Origin of the sequence: Aeromonas rivuli, assembly GCF_020149575.1 — a bacterium.
In the GTDB taxonomy this organism is placed as follows: domain Bacteria; phylum Pseudomonadota; class Gammaproteobacteria; order Enterobacterales; family Aeromonadaceae; genus Aeromonas; species Aeromonas rivuli.
Map to the genome: position 1 here is coordinate 1,620,620 of NZ_CP079742.1, position 19,357 is coordinate 1,639,976.

The 19,357-nt window shown below is 60.1% G+C and carries 17 protein-coding genes; 9 read left to right on the forward strand and 8 right to left on the reverse strand.

Features of this window, described 5'->3' with window-relative positions; all coding sequences use genetic code 11:
• The first annotated feature begins 89 nt into the window (after nucleotides 1–89).
• A protein-coding gene (locus tag KYK33_RS07660) for an IS3 family transposase (protein WP_396021360.1) occupies nucleotides 90–1,444 on the forward strand; the annotation gives its coding sequence in 2 pieces (ribosomal slippage) (nucleotides 90–587 and nucleotides 590–1,444; 1,353 coding nt in all).
• 56 nt (nucleotides 1,445–1,500) lie between these two features.
• On the opposite strand, the gene KYK33_RS07665 is transcribed toward KYK33_RS07660, so the two are convergent.
• A complete protein-coding gene (locus KYK33_RS07665) occupies nucleotides 1,501–3,060 on the reverse strand; it encodes a lytic transglycosylase (protein WP_224432597.1) in 1,560 nt (519 codons plus the stop codon).
• A 71-nt stretch (nucleotides 3,061–3,131) separates the two neighbouring features.
• Nucleotides 3,132–3,896, reverse strand: a complete 765-nt coding sequence (gloB, locus tag KYK33_RS07670) for a hydroxyacylglutathione hydrolase (protein ID WP_224432598.1) — start codon at nucleotides 3,894–3,896, stop codon at nucleotides 3,132–3,134.
• An 89-nt stretch (nucleotides 3,897–3,985) separates the two neighbouring features.
• Here gloB and KYK33_RS07675 point away from each other — a divergent pair, with 89 nt between their 5' ends.
• Nucleotides 3,986–4,708: a class I SAM-dependent methyltransferase gene (locus KYK33_RS07675; protein WP_042039676.1), complete on the forward strand. Its 723-nt coding sequence runs from the start codon at nucleotides 3,986–3,988 to the stop codon at nucleotides 4,706–4,708.
• A gap of 25 nt (nucleotides 4,709–4,733) precedes the next feature.
• Here the strand turns inward: KYK33_RS07675 and rnhA are convergent, their stop codons facing one another.
• The gene (gene rnhA, locus KYK33_RS07680) at nucleotides 4,734–5,198 is read right to left on the reverse strand and encodes a ribonuclease HI (RefSeq protein WP_042039675.1); all 465 of its coding nucleotides are present in this window, start codon (nucleotides 5,196–5,198) and stop codon (nucleotides 4,734–4,736) included.
• A gap of 52 nt (nucleotides 5,199–5,250) precedes the next feature.
• Between rnhA and dnaQ the strand changes: the two genes are divergently transcribed.
• Nucleotides 5,251–5,982: a DNA polymerase III subunit epsilon gene (gene dnaQ, locus KYK33_RS07685; RefSeq protein WP_042039674.1), complete on the forward strand. Its 732-nt coding sequence runs from the start codon at nucleotides 5,251–5,253 to the stop codon at nucleotides 5,980–5,982.
• Nucleotides 5,979–7,289 carry a TIGR03503 family protein gene (locus tag KYK33_RS07690; RefSeq protein ID WP_224432599.1) on the forward strand — a complete coding sequence of 437 codons (1,311 nt, stop codon included), beginning with the start codon at nucleotides 5,979–5,981 and terminating at the stop codon, nucleotides 7,287–7,289. Before dnaQ ends, KYK33_RS07690 begins: the two co-directional genes overlap by 4 nt.
• Before the next feature lie 111 nt (nucleotides 7,290–7,400).
• Here the strand turns inward: KYK33_RS07690 and KYK33_RS07695 are convergent, their stop codons facing one another.
• Together KYK33_RS07695 and fadE are read right to left on the reverse strand one after the other, a co-directional pair.
• On the reverse strand, nucleotides 7,401–8,918 hold the full coding sequence (locus KYK33_RS07695) for an HD domain-containing phosphohydrolase (RefSeq protein ID WP_224432600.1): 1,518 nt from the start codon (nucleotides 8,916–8,918) through the stop codon (nucleotides 7,401–7,403).
• A gap of 227 nt (nucleotides 8,919–9,145) precedes the next feature.
• A complete protein-coding gene (gene fadE, locus KYK33_RS07700; protein ID WP_224432601.1) occupies nucleotides 9,146–11,602 on the reverse strand; it encodes an acyl-CoA dehydrogenase FadE in 2,457 nt (818 codons plus the stop codon).
• Nucleotides 11,603–11,837: 235 nt separating this feature from the next.
• Here fadE and lpcA point away from each other — a divergent pair, with 235 nt between their 5' ends.
• Nucleotides 11,838–12,416, forward strand: coding sequence for a D-sedoheptulose 7-phosphate isomerase (gene lpcA, locus KYK33_RS07705; RefSeq protein ID WP_042039670.1), 579 nt, complete (start codon nucleotides 11,838–11,840; stop codon nucleotides 12,414–12,416).
• Between the two features lie 62 nt (nucleotides 12,417–12,478).
• Nucleotides 12,479–13,270, forward strand: coding sequence for a class II glutamine amidotransferase (locus KYK33_RS07710; RefSeq protein ID WP_224432602.1), 792 nt, complete (start codon nucleotides 12,479–12,481; stop codon nucleotides 13,268–13,270).
• 112 nt (nucleotides 13,271–13,382) lie between these two features.
• On the opposite strand, the gene purN is transcribed toward KYK33_RS07710, so the two are convergent.
• Both purN and purM read right to left on the reverse strand, forming a co-directional pair.
• Nucleotides 13,383–14,021 carry a phosphoribosylglycinamide formyltransferase gene (gene purN / locus KYK33_RS07715; RefSeq protein ID WP_224432603.1) on the reverse strand — a complete coding sequence of 213 codons (639 nt, stop codon included), beginning with the start codon at nucleotides 14,019–14,021 and terminating at the stop codon, nucleotides 13,383–13,385.
• On the reverse strand, nucleotides 14,018–15,055 hold the full coding sequence (gene purM, locus KYK33_RS07720) for a phosphoribosylformylglycinamidine cyclo-ligase (protein ID WP_084218089.1): 1,038 nt from the start codon (nucleotides 15,053–15,055) through the stop codon (nucleotides 14,018–14,020). The genes purN and purM overlap by 4 nt, the downstream gene beginning before the upstream one ends.
• Before the next feature lie 178 nt (nucleotides 15,056–15,233).
• Between purM and upp the strand changes: the two genes are divergently transcribed.
• The 3 genes from upp to hda all read left to right on the forward strand — a co-directional run bounded on the left by upp (nucleotide 15,234) and on the right by hda (nucleotide 17,901).
• On the forward strand, nucleotides 15,234–15,860 hold the full coding sequence (gene upp / locus KYK33_RS07725; RefSeq protein WP_005893847.1) for a uracil phosphoribosyltransferase: 627 nt from the start codon (nucleotides 15,234–15,236) through the stop codon (nucleotides 15,858–15,860).
• Nucleotides 15,861–16,093: 233 nt separating this feature from the next.
• A complete protein-coding gene (locus KYK33_RS07730) occupies nucleotides 16,094–17,107 on the forward strand; it encodes a DUF2066 domain-containing protein (protein WP_224432604.1) in 1,014 nt (337 codons plus the stop codon).
• Nucleotides 17,108–17,199: 92 nt separating this feature from the next.
• A complete protein-coding gene (hda, locus tag KYK33_RS07735) occupies nucleotides 17,200–17,901 on the forward strand; it encodes a DnaA inactivator Hda (protein ID WP_042039664.1) in 702 nt (233 codons plus the stop codon).
• A gap of 104 nt (nucleotides 17,902–18,005) precedes the next feature.
• Here the strand turns inward: hda and aceA are convergent, their stop codons facing one another.
• On the reverse strand, nucleotides 18,006–19,319 hold the full coding sequence (gene aceA, locus KYK33_RS07740) for an isocitrate lyase (RefSeq protein WP_224432605.1): 1,314 nt from the start codon (nucleotides 19,317–19,319) through the stop codon (nucleotides 18,006–18,008).
• Nucleotides 19,320–19,357 lie beyond the last annotated feature (38 nt).

Here is a 19,357-nt window from a genome sequence, read left to right on the forward strand (position 1 = left end):
CAACCAGCCAACGGCAGATATAAAAAAACCAGCCGAATGAAGTGAACCCCGAAAGTTGGACACCCAACGAGTAGGGGTTCTTCGTTTCTATGGCAAAGCAAAAATACTCGACCGACTTCAAGCGTCAGGTCGTTCTTCACTATCTCAACGGTCATGACGGTGCCAAAAAGACGGCCGCCCTGTTTGGTGTCGATCATGGCGCCGTTCGCCGCTGGACTGAGCACTGGAAAGTCAGTGGTGAAGATGGCTTGACCATCACGACCAAAGCTTATTCTGCTGAGTTCAAAGAGGAGGTACTGCACTGGATGCAGGAAAATAATGCATCTTCTCGCAAGGCGGCCGCAGCATTCAAGATCGCCGCGGCCTGCACCGTCAGTCGGTGGGCGCGGCTTTATCGTGAAGGCGGTATCATGGCCCTTAGTGACAAACGCACAGAGCGCATCATGGCTTCAGGAAAAAAACCACCGAACAAACCGCTCACCGCCCCCTATCCCACTTTCCACAGTGCCCAGGAAGAGCTCGAATACCTGCGGGCGGAGAACGCCTATCTAAAAAAGCTGCATGCCTTGGCTCGGGAAAAGCAGCAGAGAAAGCAAAAATAGTTTCCGAGCTAAGGCAGGACCATCAGCTGGCAACGCTGCTGCATATCGCTTGGTTGCCACGCAGCACCTTCTACTGGCAGGTGAAGTCAGGTACCAGCGCAGGGACCTATGAGCATGAAGCGCAACGGATCAAGGCGCTGTTTCATCACCACAAGGGGCGTTATGGTTATCGGCGGATCACCCTGGCGCTGCGCAACGAAGGGTGCCTAATTAACCACAAGACAGTGCGAAAACTCATGCGAGAACAGGACCTTGCCTCTAACCTGCGCCGCAAGAAATATCGGTCGTACAAGGGGACATACGGCCATATCGCCCCGAACCTCTTGCAGCGTGATTTTCACGCCGATGCCCCGAACCAAAAATGGGTCACCGATGTGACGGAGTTCAATCTCAAAGGGCAGAAGTTGTACTTGTCGCCGGTGCTGGACCTCTATAACAGCGAGATCATCGCCTGGCAGATGGCAACGCACCAGGGGATGCGGTTGGTGGACAAGATGCTGGATGACGCCTTGGCGACATTAGGGCCCACAGACGCGCCGGTGCTGCACTCGGATCAAGGCTGGCAATATCAGATGGCCAGCTATCAGACGCGATTATCGTCAAGGGACGTGAAGCAAAGCATGTCACGCAAAGGGAACTGCCTGGACAATGCGGTGGTAGAGAACTTCTTTGGACTGCTGAAAAGCGAATGCTGGTTCAACGAAGAATACGAAGATACAGAGCAGTTGAAACGTGTGGTGGATGAATACATCCATTACTACAACCATGAGCGGATCAAAGTGAAACTAAACGGCCTGAGCCCGGTACAGTACCGAACTCAGGCCATGTTATCCGCCAACTAACGTGTCCAATAAATGGGGTTCACTTCACGAAGGTGGTTTTTCTTGGCTATGGGCTGTCAGCTGTTGTTGTCGACAAACAGGGTCAGCTCCTGACCTGGCTTGAGATAACCGCTCTTGTCGAGCTGGTTCCAACGCATCACGTCCACGACGGCGACCTGGAAGCGGGCGGCAATGGCGGAGAGCGAATCACCGCGACGCACCTGATAGACCATGGATTTATCACCGCCCTTGGCACCCTTGGGCCAGATCACCAACCGCATACCGGGTTTGAGCGCGGACTTGGCGTTGAGGCCATTCCATTTCGCCAGGTCGTTATGGGTCACCCCATGGGCACGGCTGATGTTCCAGAGGGTATCGCCGGAGCGCACCTTGTACTGCAGCTTGTTGCCAGCGGTGTTGGCGGCGAGCCGGGTTGGCTTGCTGGCCGCGGCCTTTTGCACCGTGGCGGTGGCCACGGGTTTGCCGTCGGTCGGAATATAGAGGGTCTGTCCACGACGCAGGCTATTGCCGCGCAGGTTATTGGCCATCTTGAGCTGATTGACGCTCACTCCGTTTTGCATGGCGATCCGGGACAGCGTGTCACCGGAGGTGACCTGATAGGAGCGCGTAGGTACCCGCTCACGCTGCGGCAAGTCTGCCAGGGCCAGCTCCAGGCTGTCGGCATACTCCACCGGCACCAGCAGGCGGTAGGAGCCCCTGGGAGAGGTGGTCCAGCGGGTCAGGGCCGGGTTGACCTCTTTCAGATCCGCCGGACGAACTCCTGCGAGCTGAGCGGCCACGTGCAAATCGATCTGACCTTCGGTTTTGACCACCCGCAGCTTGGGCTCGTTGGCGAGCATGGGCAGAGTGATGTTGTACTTGTCGGGATTGCTGATCACATCCGCCATGGCCAGGACCTTGGGCACATACATGCGGGTCTCGCGCGGCAGATCCAAGGACCAGAAGTCGGTGGGGCGACCCCGTTTCTGGTTGCGCAATATGGCGTTGCGCACCCGGCCTTCTCCGGCGTTATAGGCGGCGATGGTTTGCAGCCAGTCACCGTCGAAGAAGCGATTCAGGTATTCAAAGTAGTCAAGGGCGGCATTGGTCGAGGCGATCACATCGCGGCGCCCGTCATACCAGTTGTCATGACGCAGGCCGAAGTTACGGCCTGTCTGGGGCACGAACTGCCACAGGCCGACGGCATTGCTGCTCGAGCGGGCATGGGGATCGAACATGCTCTCTATCATGGGGATGGTCACCAGCTCCATTGGCAGCCCGCGCCGTTCGATCTCCTCAACGATAAGGTAGAGGTAGGGTTCAGCACGACTGGCAATGGTGGCCATGTGATTGTCACTGCGCAGGATAGCCGCACGTTGTTGACCAATGCGCTGGTTATCCTGGAAATCCAACTGCATGTCATCGCTGATACGGGCCCAAAGGTTATCCGTATCTTGCACCTCGTCTAGCTGATCGTCGCTAAAGAAGGATCCTGATGCATGTTTCTTATGCAGTTTTTTGCTGACTTGTGGGGACTTGATCGGCTCATTTGCCGTTAGCGCCCGGTCATCCTGATGATTCAGGTTTTGGCATCCGCTGAGTAACAGCGTCGCCAATAAGGCCGTTCGTAACTTCATCTCACGCAGGTCATCTTGGTAGAAAATCAGCGCGCATCATAAGCGGCAAACCTGGCCTGATCAAGGTTTGTTCAAAAAGTGTCCTTCCAGCGTCTGAGCACGGCAAAGGTATCTACTGGATTTTCCAAGTATTTCATCCCCTGTTTCTCAGCAGAAAATTTTACGCCCGGTTCATTACAGCGCAGAAAAACGTTGAATTCCCGCTCGTCACCCAAGCGGGTGGGCAGACTCGGAAGGCCCTGCTGGCGCAGCTTGCTGATCTGACCGATGCGCTTTTGCAGTGCCAGATTGTCGGGCTCGACGGCGAGGCAAAAACGCAGATTGGAGAGGGTATATTCATGGGCACAATAGACCAGAGTGTCATCTGGCAGCGCGGCCAGCCGCATCAGTGAATCATGCATCTGATCCGGGGTGCCTTCGAACATGCGGCCGCACCCGGCAGAGAAGAGGGCATCGCCGCAAAACAGCATGCCGTTGCCATGGTAGGCGATGTGGCCAAGGGTATGACCGGGGACATGCATGACGGTGAGACTGAGGTCGTGCCAGCCAATCGTGTCCCCCTCATCGAGCCACTGGCCGTGCTGATCGGGAAGCGGGTTCAGCTTGGGGCCATACAGCCGGGCCTTGGGGTAGCGTTTGAGCAGCGCATCGACCCCGCCAACATGGTCGTGGTGATGATGGGTGAGCAGTATGGCATCGAGCTCAAGGCCGAGACTGTCGAGCCGGTCCTGGACCGGAGCCGCGTCGCCCGGATCGACAACCAGGCAATGATTCTCGTGTCTGATCAACCAGATATAGTTGTCATTAAAAGCGGGTATCGTGATGACTGGATACATGGTGTTGGCCTCTTTATGTTCTCTTAATGAAGGGGATCTTATATAACTGGATGGCGTGTTAACCCATGTTCCCGAGGTTGAATCCTATTATGCAGCTGGCCCGCACCGAACAACAGCTCGAGATCCCGACCAGCTGGGCCGAGATCCCGCTGGGGGATTGGGTCGCCGCAGAGATCCAGGAGCGGCTCGACAGCTGGTGCCCGCAACTCTTTGGTTATCACCTGCTCAAAGTCGGCAGCCTGAGTGCCGAGCTATCCTGTGGCCATTCCAGCATTCGTCATCAGATTGGCATGGCCGGGCAGGGGCGCTTGCTCGATTGCCGAGGGGATCCTCTGGCACTGCCAGTCAGGGGGGGCAGCGTGGATGCCTGTCTGCTGGCCCACGTGCTCGATTTCAGTGTGGATCCCCATCAGGTGCTGCGTGAGGCCGAACGGGTACTGACCGATGATGGCTGGCTCATCCTTAGCGGCTACAACCCTCTGAGCCTGGCCGGCCTTGGCCATCTGCTGCCTGGGTTGAGTCGCCGACTGCCCTGGTCGGCGCGCATGTTCAGTCCGGCCAGAGTCACCGACTGGTTGCAGTTGTTGGGATTCGAGGTGATGTTCGATGACAGATTCGGCTACGCCATGATGGGGCCGCGCAGTCGTATCGGCTGGTGGCGCGAGAGCCTGGGCCGTGACTATCTGCGCCCCTTCGCCTCTGTCTATGTGATAGCGGCGCGCAAGCGGCGCTATCCGTTGATCCCGGTGCGTCGCCCCTGGCAATTGGCCAAGCAGGTGACGGCGCCGGGCATGGCACGTCAGGGCTGGTAGCTGGTCGCGTCAATCACCGGGGATATCAGGGCTGGTAGCCGACATCGTCGGCCAGCTCTTTGCCACTGGCGGCATCCCGGGCCAGCTCATCACAGCGTTCATTCTCGGGGTGCCCCGAGTGACCCTTGACCCAGAGCCATTCGATCTGATGGCGGGCGGCTTCTGCATCGAGTTGCTTCCACAAGTCGACATTCTTGACCGGCTGGCGGCCAGCGGTCATCCAGCCTTTCTTCTTCCAGCCAATGATCCACTGGGTGATGCCCTGGCGCACGTACTGGCTGTCGGTGGTGAGTCGTACCTGGCAGGGTTCGCTCAAGGTGCGCAGGCCGACGATGGCGGCCATCAGTTCCATGCGGTTGTTGGTCGTCAGGCGATAGCCCCCCGCCAACTCTTTGCGATGCTGACCGAAGACCATGACAGCGCCGTAGCCGCCCGGGCCCGGATTGCCGAGGCAGGAACCATCCGTATATAAATCAATCTGTTTTAACATGAGCCTTGGGGTAAACTAGCGAGTAAAACCGAAGTTTGACATAGATTGGAACATGAACACAGCCCAAGCCAACCGCCAAATCATTCTGGATACTGAAACCACAGGCATGAACTTTAGTGGGGGTCCGCACTATCTGGGCCACCGCATCATAGAGATCGGCTGCGTGGAGGTGATCAATCGTCGCCTGACCGGTAACCACTATCATGTCTACCTCAAGCCGGATCGGCTGGTGGATCCCGAGGCCATCCGGGTACACGGCATCACGGATGCGTTCCTGGTCGACAAGCCCCCCTTCAGCAAGGTAGCGAATGAGTTCATTGACTTCATTCGTGGCGCTGAGCTGATCGCCCACAATGCCCCCTTTGACGTGGGCTTCATGGATTATGAGTTCAGCAAGCTGGGTCTCTCCCTCAAGACCACCGATATCTGTACCGTTACCGATACCCTGGCGATGGCGCGGGATCTCTTTCCGGGCAAACGTAACAACCTGGATACCCTGTGCGATCGTTACGGCATAGACAACTCTCACCGTACCTTGCACGGCGCCTTGCTCGATGCGGAGATACTGGCAGACGTCTATCTGTTGATGACTGGTGGCCAGACCAAACTCAATCTGGCCGCCGAGGGGGGGGATGATGCCAACAAGGACACCGGCATACGCCGTCTGGATGCCACCAGATCGCCACTCAAGGTGATCCGCGCCAGTGCTGAGGCGCAGGCCGACCATGAAAGCAGGCTGGATCTGGTCCAGAAGAAGGGAGGTAGTTGCCTGTGGCGTCAATGAAATCTGGGGTCGTGCAAGGCAGTGGCCGGCGCCGCAGTCAGCAGAGGCAATCATGGCTCTGGCTGCTTGGCAGTTTGCTGCTTGGCACACTGCCCGGCATGGCACAGGCCAATGAGGTGTTCGGTCCCTCCGATGTGCCGCTGCTCGACAACAGATTTCGCATCGATTACGGGATAAAGGAGGTCTCCTTTATCATCAAGCGCCAGCCGGGCAGCCCCTCGGTGATCCTGGTGCGCCCCGATGGCAGCAAGCTGTATGCAGGCCGGGTGCAGGCTCCCGAGGTGGGTTGGCTGGCCCTGGGGGATCAGGATGTGATCACCATACGTCATCCGATGGCAGGCCCCTGGCAGGCGATAGGGGCCGTCGATCCCAGCAACCGAGTTCGGCTGCTCAGCGATGTGACCCTGGATATGCAGCCCTTGCCCCAGCGTCTCTATCAGGGGGAGTACCTCAAGCTGGGGGCTCGCCTGCTCATCGATGGCAACACCCCGGATCGCAGCTACTATCTGACCGACTTGGGGATGACCGCTCGCCTGCAAGGCTTCAGCACCCCGGAACAGCAGGGGGAGCCGGTGTTTGAGAAGGCGCTCGGCCATTATCTGGACGATGGCAAGGGGCTCGATGAGGCGCCAGTCGATGGCATCCTGACCGCCGAGGTGTTGCTCGATGCACCGGCTGGCAAGTATCGGGCCCTGATCAGCACCGGCAATCAGGTGTTCGTGCGGGCCCGTGGGCAGGAGGTGCTGCTCTACCCGCTACCGGTGAATTATCAGCTGCGCAGCAGCGGGGATCAGCAAGGGCCCGAGCTGGTGCTGCAGATAGATGGGGATGAGCTGGACCCGGCCACGGTCGCCATCAAGGGGGAGACCACCAGCAATACCGGTGCCCACACCGGCTTCAGTGCCCAGGGCAGCACGGGGGATCTCAAGGTGGATCTCGCCAAGTTGACTCAGGTGGGCAAGTATCGCGTCAGCGCCGAGCTGTTTGCCACCAGCCGCAGTGGCCGGGAGCTGCGTATCGCCCTGCCGGACAAGTCGTTTGACATCTATCCGGCGCTGGCGCCCGTGGCGCCGGCTCCGCTCGCCAGTGAGGCGGTGCCCGCACCCGCGCCTGGGTTTGAGGAGGAGCAAGGCACGCCCTGGTGGCTATGGCTGACGATCGGGCTGGGTGTGCTGGCGCTGCTGGGGGCAGGGGTGGGCTTCATGCTGTGGCAGAAACGGCGCGCCTTCCAGCGGGCCATGGCGGCCCAGCAGGCGGCCGAGGCCGAGCCGGGCCCGGTACTGGATCTCAATCTGCCCGGGCAGTGAGGCCCTGAGGCAAAAAACCGAACGAGCCACGTAGCACGAGGCCGCCGTCCCCAGGGACGGCGGCCTCGTTGTTTAGACCCTCTGCTCAGCCACGCTAAGCTGAGTCGCCGCTTAGCTCTCGCCGATAAATTTATCGCGATAGGCGGCGCGAATGGCGAGAAAGTCATCGAGATTGCTCATCATCAGATCGACCAGCTGGGGATCGAAATGCTGACCCCGCTCCTCATTGATGAGATCGATCACCTGCTCCAGTGGCCAGGCCTGCTTGTAGCAGCGATCCGACCCCAGGGCATCGAATACATCCGCCAGGGCAACGATGCGCCCGACCAGGGGGATGGCTTCCCCCGCCAGCCCTTGGGGATAACCGCTGCCATTCCACTTCTCGTGGTGGTTAGCTGCTATGGTGGCGCCAATCTGGAACAGAGCCAGCTTGCTGCCGCACAGCATGTCATGCCCGAGCTGGGCATGGGTCTTCATGATCTCCCACTCCTCCGGGGTGAGCTTGCCCGGCTTGTGCAAGATGGCATCCGGGATGCCGACCTTACCGATGTCATGGAGGGGGGAGGCGCGCTTGATAAGCTCGCTCTGCTGCTCATCCATGCCGAGCAGTTGGCAGAACAGCTCGGTATAGAGAGCCACCCGCTTGACGTGCAGACCGGACTCTTTGGAGCGTGATTCAACCAGCTCGCCGATGCGGTAGATGATTTCGCGCTCGTTGTCGGCAATCAGCTCGTTGAGCCGGATGTTCTCCAGCGCCACTATGATGTTTTCGGTGAACAGGCTGAGCAGGCTGGTGTCTATCTGACTCAGGGGGCGATGGGTTTCGATGTGAAACAGCAGGTGATGGCTGCGGTTCTGGCAGTAGAGCACCATCTCGTGGCCGTGGTAGACGTTGGCCGAACGAGCCATGGCCTCGCGAAAGATGGTGGGCGCATCGTGCAAGCGCATGGGCTCTTTGTCGGACAGGAGCGGTACCAGCATCTGATCTTTCAGCTCATAGGTCGCTTGTCTGACGTTGTAGATCTGCGACTCTTCCAGGCTGAGCAGGGTACAGAGTTGGGTCTGGGCACCTTCGACGAATTGGCGCAGAGCCAACTTGTCGAAGATGCCCTTGGAAGCCTGGATGACCTTCTCCAGCCCATGGCGATGATTCTCCAGGGCACAGATATCACGATAGGAACGCAAACTGGCGCGCAGCAGGGTACGCAACTTCTGGGAGGTGAGTTCCGTCTTGTCCTTGTAGTCGTTGATGTCGTAGTTGTTGACCACGTCATCTTCCGGAGCCTGGCCGGGTTGACCGGTGCGAAGCACGATGCGTACCAGCTTGTTGTGGCACTCCTCGCGAGTGAAACGTACCACCTCCAGACCGGCATCGTCGGTCTCCATCACCACATCCAGCAGCAAGAGCGCCACGTCGGGATGTGCGAGGAGCTGCACCTTGGCCTCGGTGGCCGAATAGGCATCGAGAAAGGCCAGGGGTCTGCCATCGAATTCAAATTTGTTCAGGGTGAGTTTGGTGATGCGATGAACTTCCGGTTCATCATCCACTATCATCACCTTCCAGCCTTCCTGCTGCTTATCCTGAGGAGGCACGACCTCGTCATCGATAATCAGGATATTATCATCCATATCGGGATCCTGTGTTTCACCTTCGCCTACCTTAACTGCTTCGCCGAGGTTAGCAAACTCATTGAAATATAAATAGCGAACTGGATCGGCTTCAGATTGTCGGGGGAGAGGATATGGCAGGAAATACCCCATGTTCTTTGCCATGACCCCCCCCCTTTGGCAGGGAGATGGCGGAGGGGAAGATAAAAAACGCCTCCCGATGGGAGGCGTGTGTTGCAAGCGGGAGTTCAGGCTGCCCTGTGGTAGGCGGATGCCTCGAACAGGGCCTTGTTGGCCACCAGATCGATGGGGTCGAAGTCATCGACGTTGATGGTACGCAGCCGGCTTATTTCGGCGCGGCGCAGCAGTTCGGCCTCCGCCTCATTCAGGGTGCCAGCGGCCAGACCCGCTTCGGCTACCTTGTCCAGCTGGGTGAAGGGGCGACGGACGCCATCAGCCTTGCACACCTTGTCAAACAGCGGCTCGGCAGCCAGTACTTCGTCCAGTGCCTGTTCCAGCAGGCCGAAGGGGTTACCCTCCTCGCGAGTGAGATACTGACCTTCGGCCAGACGACTGCGGGTTGCACTCGGCGTTTGCAGCAGACGGGCAACCTGACTATCCAATTTGTCGCTCGGGCGCTTCAGATCACGGCCCAGCGGCAGCACTATGATGCGCAGAGCCAAGCCAATCCAGCGATTCGGGAAGTTGCGCAGCAACTCGTCGATCGCCTCTTGCGCCTTGAACAGGGCATCTTGCAGTGCCCAGTGCAGCAGCGGCAGATCCGCCTGCTGACGACCTTCGTCCTGGAAGCGCTTGAGGGCGCTCGAGGCCAGATAGAGCTGGCTCAACACATCGCCGAGGCGGGCGGAGACCCGCTCCTTGCGTTTGAGCTCGCCGCCCAGGGTCGCCATCGCCATGTCCGACAGGAAAGCCAGGTTGGCAGAGAGCCGGGTCAGCTGCTGATAGTAGCCGCGGGTGCCGTCCTTGAAGGGGGCGCCGGCGATACGGGCGCCGGTGATCCCCAGGCTGAAGCTGCGCACCAGGTTGCTGATGGCGAAACCGACGTGGCTGAACATCGCCTTGTCGAAATCTTTGAGCGCCTGCTCCTTGTCCGGGTGGCTGGCGGCCAGCATCTCGGGCAACACATAGGGGTGGCAGCGAATGGCGCCCTGACCATAGATGATCATGCTGCGGGTCAGGATATTGGCCCCTTCGACCGTGACGGCGATGGGCGCACCCTGGTAGCCACGGGCCAGGTAGTTGTTCGGGCCCATGCAGATCGCCTTGCCGCCGTGGATGTCCATGGCATCGATGACGCACTTCTGGGCGCGGTCGGTGAGGTGATACTTGACGATGGCGGAGATGACCGAGGGCTTTTCCCCCAGATCGATGCCGGTCACCGTCATCTTGGCGGCGGCGCCCATGATGTAGGCGTTACCGCCCAGGCGTGCCAGCGGCTCTTCGATGCCTTCCATCTTGCCGATGGGCAGCTTGAACTGGCGGCGGATGCGGCTGTAGGCGCCGCTCGCCAGGGCCAGCATCTTGACGCCCCCTGTGCTGTTGGAGGGCAGGGTGATGCCACGGCCGACCGACAGACATTCGACCAGCATGCGCCAGCCCTGACCGGCCATGGCCGGGCCGCCGATGATGAAGTCGAGCGGTACGAACACCTCTTCGCCGCGGGTCGGACCGTTCTGGAACGGCACGTTGAGGGGGAAGTGACGGCGGCCAATCTCGACGCCCTTGATGTCGGTGGGGATCAGGGCGCAGGTGATGCCAAGCTCCTCCTCCTCACCCAGCAGGTGATCCGGGTCGCGCAGCTTGAACGCCAGCCCCAGCACGGTGGCGATGGGGGCGAGGGTTATGTAGCGCTTGTTCCAGGTCAGGCGCATGCCGAGCACCTCTTCTCCTTCCCATTCACCCTTGCAGACAACGCCGAAGTCGGGGATGGAGCCCGCATCCGAGCCCGCTTCCGGGCTGGTCAGGGCGAAGCAGGGGATCTCCTTGCCGATGGCCAGGCGGGGCAGGTAGTGGTCTTTCTGCTCTTCGGTGCCATAGTGCTGCAGCAGCTCACCCGGCCCTAAGGAGTTGGGCACGCCGACGGTGGAGGCGAGCACGGCGCTGGCGCCGCACAGTTTCTGCAACACGCAGGATTGGGCATAGGCGGAGAATTCCAGGCCACCGTATTTTTTCTTGATGATCATGGCGAAGAACTTGTGGTCCTTCAGGTACTGCCATACCTCGGGGGAGAGGTCGGCCCGTTCGTGGGTCACTTCCCAGTCATTGACCATGCGGCACACCTCTTCGACCGGGCCGTCCATGAAGGCCTGCTCGGCGGCAGAGAGGGTACTGACCGGGATGGCGTGCAGCTTCTTCCAGTCCGGGTTGCCGGCAAAGAGATCCGCTTCCCACCAGGTGGTGCCCGCATCGATGGCCTCTTTTTCGGTACGGGACATCTCCGGCATGATGGACTTGTAGAGCTTGAACAGCGGCTTGGTCAGCTGGTTGCGGCGAAACTCCACCAGGTTGAGAGGTATGGCGATCAGGGCGAACAGGGCCCAGGCCAGCAGAGGCACATGACCCACCAGAGTGCCCAGCACCAGGGCGGCCAAGGTGATCAGGGTAGAGATAAACAGGGACACCCGGCGATAAGCCAGGGCGCCGATAACCAGGATCACCCCGAGCAGAGTGAGGGTCGTCGTCATTGCTTGCTCCTTGCGTGATAGGATGCCAAATTGGCTCAACTCATCCAGAGGTCTGACCTGTTGGATATGGCCCTGTTGTAATTCATACGCAGAAACTTATCAAGTTGTTTACAAGCCTGTTACCGGCGTAATGTGAGCGCCCTAACGCAATTTGACGCAGCCAGTGCCCGCCCGGGGGCGACTCCTTCTCCGGCTTGTGCGAGAATGGCCGCGACGACATTTTGGAAGAGATATCATGTACCAAGACTTGATCCGCAATGAACTGACCGAAGCGGCTGGCGTGCTGCAGGCATTCCTGGCCGATGAGCAGAATCTGAACAACATCGAGGCCGCTGCCAAGTTGCTGGCCGACTCCTTCAAGCAAGAGGGCAAGGTGCTCTCCTGTGGCAACGGTGGCTCCCACTGTGATGCCATGCACTTTGCCGAAGAGTTGACCGGCCGTTATCGCGAGAACCGCCCCGGTTATGCCGGTATCGCCATCTCGGACCCCAGCCATCTCTCCTGCGTCTCCAACGATTTTGGCTACGACTATGTCTTCTCCCGTTATGTGGAGGCGGTTGGCCGTCGCGGCGACGTGCTGCTCGGCATCTCCACCAGCGGCAACTCAGGCAACATCCTCAAGGCCATCGAAGCCGCTCATGCCAAGGGCATGAAGGTGATCGCCCTGACCGGCAAGGATGGCGGCAAGATGGCTGGCCTGGCCGATGTCGAGATCCGGGTGCCGCACTTCGGTTATGCCGACCGCATTCAGGAGATACACATCAAGGTGATCCATATCCTGATCCAGCTGGTCGAAAAAGAGATGGCCGAGTAAGGCCGCGGTCGATATGCACGAACCGCTGTGCCTCAGTTCGTGCGGGCAGGGGGAGAATGATCATGTGTGAACTGCTCGGCATGAGTGCCAATGTACCGACCGATATCTGCTTCAGTTTTACCGGACTGATGCTGCGCGGCGGCAAGACGGGCCCCCACAAGGATGGCTGGGGCATCACCTTCTATGAAGGAAAGGGGTGCCGCACCTTCAAGGATCCCGAGCCCAGTGCCGAATCCCCCATCGCCAGGCTGGTGCAGGCGCTGCCCATCAAGAGCCGCGCCGTGGTGAGTCACATCCGTCAGGCGAACCGGGGTTGCGTCTCGCTGGAGAATACCCACCCCTTCACCCGTGAGCTGTGGGGCCGTAACTGGACCTTCGCCCACAACGGCCAGCTGACCGGTTACAAGAAGCTGGCGACAGGGCGGCACAGGCCCATCGGCGATACCGACAGCGAACACGCTTTCTGCTGGTTGCTGAGTCGGCTCGAGCAGAAATATCCCCGTCGTCCCGCCAACTTCCCGGCCATGTTCCGCCATCTGGCGAACCTGTGCGACGAGCTGCGCGCCCTGGGGGTATTCAACATGCTGCTCTCCGATGGCGAGTACGTGATGACCTATTGCAGCAACAACCTGCACTGGCTCACCCGCCGGGCACCCTTTGGCGAGGCCCGTCTGCTCGATGAGGACGTAGCCATCGATTTTCAGAGTGAGACCACCCCCAACGACGTGGTGACCCTGATAGCGACCCGGCCGCTGACCGGCAATGAATCCTGGCAACAGATGACGGCGGGGGAGCATTGCCTGTTTCGACTCGGCGAGCTGGTGTCACGCCAGGGCGGCAAGGGGGCTGCCTGAATCAGGCAGGTATTGACGACCGACTGGTCAGAGGGATCGCAGGATAAAGAAGAGGGAGGCCCATGGGCCTCCCTCTTTACGTTTCTGCTACTGGTCGGTGCCGGACCCAAATTCAGTCGTTGGCATAACCGGCCTGACCAAGAGGCTGCCCATCGAGGTGGGCTCCGCTGGCATCACAGCGCAATCTGCCCTGACAGAACCACTGCACCACCAGGGGGTAGAGGCTGTGTTCCTGCACCTGCACCCGGGCCGCCACATCGCTCGCCTCATCTTCCGGGAAGATGGGGACCCGCGCCTGCAGCACCACGGGGCCGCCATCGAGCTCCTCGGTGACGAAGTGGACGCTGGCGCCATGTTCCTTGTCACCGGCCTCGATGGCGCGTTGGTGGGTGTGCAGTCCCTGATACTTGGGCAGCAGGGAGGGGTGGATGTTGAGCATGCGTCCCTGATAGTGACGCACCAGGTCCCCGGTCAGGATCCGCATAAAGCCGGCCAGCACGATGAGGTCCGGCTGGTGGCTGTCGATGCGGGCCATCAGGGCGGCATCGTAAGCCTCGCGGCTCTCAAAGCCCTGATGGGCGAGCACCTCGGCGGCAACCCCCGCTTGCTGGGCCCGCACCAGACCATAGGCATCGGCTTTGTTGCTGATGACCGCCACGACCTGGCCGTCAATCCGCCCCTGGCCGCAGCCATCCAGTATGGCCTGCAGGTTGCTACCGCTGCCGGAGATAAGCACGAGGATGCGGGTCATTTGATGATGACCTGCTCCTCGCCATCGGCGGCCTTGGCGATATGACCAATGTGCCAGGCGTTCTCACCCTCTGCCTTGAGCAGCGCCAGCGCCTTGTCCAGCTCGCTGGCGGGCAGGGCGACTATCATGCCGACGCCGCAGTTGAAGGTGCGATACATCTCGAAGCGGGTGACGTTACCCGCTTGCTGCAGCCAGCTGAACACCGCCGGCCACTGCCAGCTCTGCTCGTTGATCACCGCCTGGGTATTGGCGGGCAACACGCGGGGGATGTTCTCCCAGAAGCCGCCGCCGGTGATGTGGGACAGGGCGTGGATCTCGCACTCTTTGATGAGCTTGAGCACGGGTTTGACATAGATGCGGGTCGGTTCCAGCAGGGCATTGGCCAGGGTGGTCTCACCCAGTGGCTGCTGCACATCGGCGCCGGACACTTCCAGGATCTTGCGGATGAGGGAGAAGCCATTGGAGTGGGGGCCGCTGGCGGCCAGGGCGATCAGGGCATCGCCCTCACCGACCTTGCTGCCGTCGATGATCTCGCTCTTCTCGACCACACCGACACAGAAGCCGGCGATGTCGTAATCATCCCCCTCATACATGCCAGGCATCTCGGCGGTTTCGCCGCCGACCAGGGAGCAGCCGGACTGCTCGCAGCCCAGGCCAATGCCGGTGACCACGCTGGCGGCGGTGTCCACATTCAGCTTGCCCGTCGCATAGTAGTCGAGGAAGAACAGCGGCTCGGCGCCTTGCACGATCAGGTCATTGACGCACATGGCCACCAGATCGATGCCAACGGTATCGTGTTTCTTCAGATCGATGGCCAGACGCAGCTTGGTCCCCACACCATCGGTACCGGAGACCAATACTGGCTCCTTGTAGCCCGCCGGGATTTGACACAGGGCCCCAAAGCCGCCAAGACCACCAAGGACTTCAGGACGACGAGTGCGCTTCGATACGCCCTTGATACGTTCAACCAGTGCGTTGCCGGCATCGATATCAACGCCAGCATCCTTGTAGCTCAGTGAGGTTTTGTCAGTCACGCGAGTAGTCCCCGTCATGTATAGAAGTGGAGGGTAAAATTCGGGGCACATTCTACCAGCCAGGGCCGAAAACCAGAAAGGAAATCGTTTGCGCGTTTTTCCCCGGAAAAGCTCTACAGCCAAGGGTTTTTATTGTATGATTCCGCGATTTTTCTTGCGGCAGTTAGAGGAGATAATAATGAAGGTCATCGAAGCCAAACACCCCCTGGTCAAGCACAAGATTGGCCTGATGCGCGAAGGCGACATCAGCACCAAACGCTTTCGTGAACTGGCCAAAGAGGTTGGCAGCCTGCTGACTTACGAAGCCACCTCTGACTTCGAAACTGAGAAGGTCACCATCAATGGCTGGAACGGCCCGGTAGAAGTTGACCAGATCAAGGGCAAGAAGGTGACGGTCGTGCCTATCCTGCGCGCCGGTCTTGGCATGATGGATGGCGTGCTCGAGCACATGCCGAGCGCCCGGGTCAGCGTGGTGGGCATCTATCGCGATGAAGAGACCCTGCAACCGGTCCCTTATTTCGAGAAGATCGTCAGCAACATCGAAGAGCGTCTGGCCCTGGTCATTGACCCCATGCTGGCCACCGGCGGCTCCATGATCGCCACCATAGACCTGCTCAAGAAGAAGGGTTGCCACTCCATCAAGGTGCTGGTGCTGGTTGCCGCCCCGGAAGGACTCAAGGCCCTGGAAGCCGCGCATCCTGACGTGGAAGTCTACTGCGCCGCCATCGATGACGGCCTGAACGAGAAGGGCTACATAGTCCCGGGTCTGGGGGATGCTGGCGACAAGATCTTCGGCACCAAGTAAGCCCGATTAGTCAGCTCAAGAGACGCCTGACAGATATCGGGGGCGCAGATAGCCCTCACAAAAGCCGACCCCAGGGTCGGCTTTGTCATGTCTGGCTGTTTGCTCATTCGGGCAAGGGGTAGCGGGCATAGACCCCTTGTGAGTTGTGGCGTCGGCAGCGAACCCGGCTTGCTGGCGGATAGGGCTTGCCGCTACCATATCACCACATCCTGTTCGCCAGAGAGCTGTTTCCCATGCATAAATGTCTGTTCGCCCTCTGTGGCGCCCTGTTTGCCTGCACCCTGTCAGCCGCTCAGGTCAACGATCTCTACCAAGGTATGGCGCCAACCAGCGGCGATATGACGGCGGCCCAGGGCCAGGCGCTGTCTCAGGTGCTGGTCAAGGTGAGCGGCAAGCGCGATATTCTGGCGCAGCCTGAGGTGGTCAAGGCGCTGGCTGCCCCCAAGGAGTATGTGCAGCAGTACGGCTATCAGGATGAGGGCCAGGTGCAGATGCTCAAGGCGCAGTTCGTGCCCGCCAAGGTCAATGCCCTGATCGCGGCCAGCAAGTATGCGCTGCTTGGCCCCGCCCGTCCGCAGCTTGCGTTCTGGTTGGTTCAGGACGACGGGGAGCGCCGTATCATTTCGGATCAGTCCGGTGATGGCTGGTCTCCTGTGCTGCGCAGCCAGGCCCAGGCCCTGGGGCTGCCGGTCAGCATCCCTCTGATGGATTTGGATGACAGCATGGCGGTCAGTGCCACCGATGTCTGGGGTCGTTTCGCCGGCCCCATCCTCAAGGCCAGCCAGCGCTACGGTGCCGAGATGGTGGTGTTGGGCCAATTAGTGGCCAAAGGGGAAGAGTGGACCCTGGATTGGGCCCTCTATGGCCCCAAGTCAGGGGCAACCGAGCAGCTGACCAAGGGGGAGGTGCAAGGTAGCCAGCAGGAGATCGCCACCGGTTTGGCCGATGCCCTGGCCGGTTGGCTGGTGGAGAACTATGGCGCCCGTCTTGGCGGTGCCAGTTCGAGCCAAGCCTTGCAGATTGAAGGGGTGCAGGGCATCGATGACATGATCAGCCTGCAAAAACTGCTGCAAGGCATGGCGAGTGTCACCCAGGTCACCATAGGCCAGCTCAATGGCGACAAGGTCAACTTCTCCCTCACTCTGCAGGGGGACAGAGCCGAACTCATTCGCGGCCTGGAGCTCGAGCCCAGGTTGCAGCGTCTACCCGATGAGGGCAATCTGCGTTACCAATGGTCGCAGCCTTAGCGCCTGCCACCGCCGGGCTCCGGTCCGGCGGTTCTCTATCTGGCCGAGCGATGTTACACTAGCGCACAAATGTCACAGTCAAAGCCCACCGAGTGAAGCAACCGGCCCAACTGTCTTTAGCCGTACAACTTCCGGATGATGAAACCTTCGTCAGTTTCTATCCCGGCAACAACGCCCATCTGATCACGGCTCTGAAGAATGCCGCCATTGGTCAGGGCGCACCTTTCCTCTATTTCTGGGGTGCCAAGGGCTCAGGCCGCTCCCATCTGCTGCATGCCACCTGCGCCGAGGTCAACGCCCGCGACGCCGCCGCCGCCTATCTCTCCCTCGATCAGTTTGAAAAGCTGGATCCCAGCATGCTCGATGCCATGGAGAGTCTGCCCCTGGTCTGCCTCGACAGTCTGGAGGCCATTGCTGGCAACAGCCTCTGGGAGCGGGCCCTGTTCGATTTTTACAATCGCTGGCAGGAGAAGGGAGAGGGAACGCTCGTTGTGACCGGTTGCAGTGCGCCGCGCAAGCTGGGGCTGCAACTGCCGGATCTGGCCTCACGCCTCGACTGGGGGGTCTCCTTCCAATTGCAGGAGCTCGATGATGAGGGCAAGCTCAGTGCCCTGCAACTGAGGGCCGAACTGCGTGGTTTCAAGTTGCCCATCGATGTGGGCCGCTTCCTGCTCAATCGCCTCTCCCGTGACATGCGCACTCTGCTCAGCACCCTCAATCAACTCGATAACGCCTCCTTCAGCGCCAAGCGCAAGCTCACCATTCCCTTTGTGAAAGAGATCCTCGCGCTCTGATCCTGTCGGGCACCGGCGACATCAAGCCGGGCGTGCGAGGCGAGCGAAACAGAAACCCCGGCACCAGGCCGGGGTTTTTTATCAGTGCGACTCAAGTACTCAGATCAATGGAACTGATCTTCTTCGGTGGAACCGGTCAGTGCCGTGACCGAGGATTGACCGCCCTGGATGACGGTGGTGACCTTGTCAAAATACCCGGTACCCACCTCCTGCTGGTGTGCCACGAAGGTGTAACCACGGCTTGCCGCGGCAAACTCCGGCTCCTGCACCATCTCGACATAGTGCTTCATCCCCTCACCACGGGCGTACTGGTAGGCCAGCTCGTACATGTGGAACCACATGTTATGAATGCCGGCGAGGGTGATGAACTGGTACTTGTAGCCCATGTCGGACAGCTCCTGCTGGAAGCGGGCGATGGTGGCATCGTCCAGGTTCTTCTTCCAGTTGAAGCTCGGCGAGCAGTTGTAGGCCAGTATGGTGTCCGGGTACTGGGCCTTGATGGCCTCGGCGAACTGGCGAGCCTCGTCCAAGTCCGGCTTGGCGGTTTCGCACCACACCATGTCGGCGTAGGGGGCATAGGCCAGGCCGCGGGAGATGGCCTGCTCGATACCGGCCTGCACCTTGTAGAAGCCTTCGGCGGTACGCTCACCGGTCAGGAAGCCGGCATCGTAGGGATCGGCGTCCGTGGTCAGCAAGTCGGCCGCGTTGGCGTCGGTGCGGGCGATCACCAAGGTGGTGGTGCCACAGACGTCGGCCGCCAAACGTGCTGCGACCAGCTTCTGCACCGCTTCCTGGGTCGGGACCAGCACCTTGCCGCCCATGTGGCCGCACTTCTTGACCGAGGCGAGCTGATCTTCGAAGTGCACGCCGGCGGCGCCCGCTTCAATCATGCCCTTCATCAGCTCAAACGCGTTCAGCACCCCACCGAAACCGGCTTCGGCATCCGCCACTATCGGCAGGAAGTAGTCGATGAAACCGGCATCCTGCGGGCCCACCTTGTTGGCCCACTGGATCTGATCGGCGCGGGCGAAGGAGTTGTTGATGCGCTCCACCACGGACGGCACCGAGTTGGCCGGGTAGAGGGACTGATCCGGGTACATGGTGGAGGAGAGGTTGTTGTCCGCCGCTACCTGCCAGCCGGAGAGGTAGATCGCCTCGATACCGGCCTTGGCCTGCTGCACCGCCTGGCCGCCGGTCAGGGCGCCGAGGCAGTTGACGTAGCCCTTCCTGGCGCTACCGTGGATCAGCTCCCACAATTTGTCGGCGCCGCGTTGGGCCAGGGTATGGGCGGGGACCAGGCTGCCACGCAGGTTCACCACGTCTTCGGCGCTGTAGCCGCGTTTGATCCCTTTCCAGCGGGGGTTTTCTGCCCAGTCTTTCTCGATAGCCTGGATCTGTTGCTCACGGGTCAGTGCCATATCAGTTCCCTCTTTCATTGATTTCACGTGTCCATTGT